This is a genomic window from Dokdonella fugitiva (assembly GCF_004342425.1).
Lineage (GTDB): Bacteria > Pseudomonadota > Gammaproteobacteria > Xanthomonadales > Rhodanobacteraceae > Dokdonella_A > Dokdonella_A fugitiva.
The window spans coordinates 1-2,358 of the sequence record NZ_SLWQ01000022.1; the positions used below are offsets into that span (position 1 = coordinate 1).

4 protein-coding genes and 1 pseudogene are annotated in these 2,358 nt (G+C 54.4%); 4 read left to right on the forward strand and 1 reads right to left on the reverse strand.

Features of this window, described 5'->3' with window-relative positions; all coding sequences use genetic code 11:
• Window positions 1-359: 359 nt before the first annotated feature.
• The 4 genes and pseudogenes from EV148_RS18170 (at window position 360) to EV148_RS18180 (ending at window position 1,979) form a co-directional block, all read left to right on the forward strand.
• Window positions 360-836, forward strand: coding sequence for a cupin domain-containing protein (locus EV148_RS18170; RefSeq protein WP_277871173.1), 477 nt, complete (start codon window positions 360-362; stop codon window positions 834-836).
• Window positions 837-967: 131 nt separating this feature from the next.
• Window positions 968-1,111 (forward strand): annotated as a pseudogene (locus EV148_RS19175) (YjiS-like domain-containing protein); the annotation flags it as partial.
• Between the two features lie 132 nt (window positions 1,112-1,243).
• Window positions 1,244-1,606, forward strand: a complete 363-nt coding sequence (locus EV148_RS19015) for a nuclear transport factor 2 family protein (RefSeq protein WP_241988149.1) — start codon at window positions 1,244-1,246, stop codon at window positions 1,604-1,606.
• Between the two features lie 52 nt (window positions 1,607-1,658).
• Window positions 1,659-1,979, forward strand: a complete 321-nt coding sequence (locus EV148_RS18180) for a DUF1330 domain-containing protein (protein ID WP_277871174.1) — start codon at window positions 1,659-1,661, stop codon at window positions 1,977-1,979.
• A gap of 1 nt (window position 1,980) precedes the next feature.
• On the opposite strand, the gene EV148_RS18185 is transcribed toward EV148_RS18180, so the two are convergent.
• Window positions 1,981-2,358 (reverse strand): hypothetical protein (locus tag EV148_RS18185; protein ID WP_425479893.1); only part of this gene is annotated, 378 nt, incomplete at its 5' end.

Genomic DNA, 2,358 nt, shown 5'->3' on the forward strand with positions numbered 1-2,358 from the left:
GCGCGAACCACCGATCTGAGCCCCAACCGGCGCTTGCGCGTCCGCTACCTACCCGCCAGACTGGCTCAAAAGGGCGTTTGAATTTCCTATGCCCCTGCTTGTAATCGGGCGGCCATGGGATCGAGCGGAAGCTAATGCGGGGAACGGCCAGGTAGTTGCGTTGCTTTCGCCAAACAGAGGCATTGTGGATCAAGCCTATATCCTTGCACTGCAGAACGGCGGTATTGACGAGGGAGCGCCTGGGCTCAGGCCTCACTACCATGCGAACTACTACGGCGCATATTTTCGGGATCTAGATGGCAACAAGTTGTGTGTCGTCTGCCATCAACCCGATTGACTTAATGAAAGGAAGTAGCGAATTGACCAAGACCAACTCTAAGCCTGTTGTCGCAAGTGAGGCGCCTTTGCGCGCCAGACCTTCTGTGTATCCGCCGGTGCTCGCTGAAAGAGTGAAGGGCCGAGAAAAGAGGACTCTCGGCGATTTGTTCGGACTAAGCAACTTTGGTGTCAACTTGACCAAGCTTCTGCCTGGGGCTGCATCAGCCCTACGGCATGCTCATTCTAAGCAGGATGAGTTCGTCTACATCCTACAGGGGAATCCTACTCTGCACACCAATGATGGAAGGCAAACTCTGTCGCCCGGTATGTGTGTGGGGTTCAAGGCGGGCACCGGCAACGCGCACTCACTGACCAACGAGACATCGGAAGATGTCATCTATCTAGAAATTGGGGATCGAACTGAGGGGGACGAGGTGAACTATCCGGACGATGACCTACGCGCCAATTTCATAGGTGGCGCCTGGGTGTTCTCTCACAAAGACGGTACGCCGTTTTGATTGGCTCTCTATCCGGTGGAAGGCGAAGGGCTAACCTTCGGACGGAGAGATTCGAGATGGCAACCCACGCTTAGACCACGATACGTCGGACAACTAAAGGCATTGATATCAAGTATACGAGCGTCGAATAAATGCTGCGTGTTCGCTTCATACGGTCGTGGCTAACCAATCGCGTAAGCAGGATTATTTGGCACTGGCGCAGACCTGTAGTAGAGGCAGAACTCAATGAACTGGATGATCGACAGCTATCTGATATCGGGATTTCGCGGTGTGAGATACCGGCCATAGTTCAAGGTTCCTATTTTAACGACACGTCTCGCAGCCATCGGCGAATCCTGACTCCCTTCCTTTGCGACACAGGTGATCAACTGCCCGTAGCTCATACATTACAGAAAGGACAAGACACTATGACCCCCCTCGATTCGCAAGACGCCCGCGCATTTGCCGAAAGCTGGATCGAAGCCTGGAATCGCCACGACCTCGATGCGGTGCTGTCGCACTTCACCGACGACTTGGAGTTTTCTTCGCCGCTGGTCAGTCAATTCACTGGCGAGGCTACGGGGCGGCTACGGGGAAAAAATGCAGTACGCGCATACTGGCAAGCAGGATTGTCCCGTCTGCCTGACCTGCATTTCGACCTGGTGGATGTTCTAGTTGGTGTTGACTGCCTAACGATTCTGTATCGTGGGCATCGAGGGCTGACAGCTGAGGTGCTGACTTTCGGCAATGATGGTTATGTTGTGAAGGGCCAAGCGTTCTATCTGGCATGAACTGAAGCCAGGACATCCATGGACTATGTGCGAGGTATCAATGTCTCAGCCTATGTTTGTAATCGTGCAGTTTCAAGTGAAGGACTTTCAGAAGTATTTCGAACACTATGGCTCACAAATGAGTTCAGTTGCCGCGAAATTCGGAGGCGAATTTCTTGCCGCCTCACGTGAGGCAATAGCTAAAGAAGGTGCGTCTAGCGGAAACTTTACGGCAATCCTTCGCTTCCCTTCCGAGGAAGCTGCAATTGCAATGTACAACTCGCAAGAGTATGCGCCATTGAAAGCGAAACGTCTTGAACTGACTAATGGCGGAAACGTTATATTCGTGCCAGGTATTGAAAAATCGCATCACGATGGAAGCACGAGCGACTGAGTTACAGCATCTGTCGTTGCACTGACCAGATTAGCGGCCACGGGCGGCGCATCACCTGCTCCAGCACAATGTCGGGCGCACCCATCAACCGTTCGATGATCTCCGGAGCCAACAGGGTCAGCCGCATGATCCGGCGCACCTGCGTCACGTCCATGCCCTCGGCCTCGGCGATCTCGGCCACCGACGCCGCCCGCTGCTCATCCAGCAGGCGTTGCCAGTGGTGCGCCAGTCCGAGCGCCCGCATCAGCGCGGTGTCCTGGGCGGCCGCTCGCGCTTCCCGCTCCTGTAATGACCCAGTGAATTCCTGCTCAGGTGTAACCTTTGACCGAGGAGACACCATGAGTGCAGTGATGGAAGAAGAGATCAAGCGTTGGACAGC